The organism is Paraburkholderia sp. NMBU_R16 (assembly GCF_013282575.1).
Taxonomy (GTDB): Bacteria; Pseudomonadota; Gammaproteobacteria; order Burkholderiales; family Burkholderiaceae; genus Trinickia.
Window position 1 is genome coordinate 1 of record NZ_JAAAYE010000320.1, and the last position, 402, is coordinate 402.

The window sequence follows — 402 nt, forward strand, 5'->3', positions numbered from 1 at the left end:
TGCCGAACTGCTCAAGAAGTTCAGCAGGAATCGCCGGCAGCTCTACCGGTGGGGTCTTGGGTTTGCGAGGCATATTTTCTCCTGGGGAGCATCATATGCCTTGAACACGAAATTTCTGACAGACCCAACGAATTCGCACGACCATCCCTGATGTGTCGGCCCCGCGCCCGCTGGATCGGGTCAACCGTCAGTTCAAGGCGGATCGGCCGAACCAACTTTGGGTTTCGGATTTCACGTATGTTTCGACGTGGCAGGGCTGGCTGTATGTAGCGTTCGTAGTCGACGTGTTCGCGCGACGTATCGTCGGCTGGCGTGTGAGTTCGTCGATGACCACGGACTTCGTTCTCGATGCACTTGAGCAGGCCCTGTACGCTCGCCGGCCGGAAGACGACGGAACGCTCA

The 402-nt window shown here is 58.0% G+C and carries 1 pseudogene; it reads left to right on the forward strand.

Features of this window, described 5'->3' with window-relative positions:
- Positions 1-131: 131 nt before the first annotated feature.
- Positions 132-402 (forward strand): annotated as a pseudogene (locus tag GWC77_RS28415) (DDE-type integrase/transposase/recombinase); the annotation flags it as partial.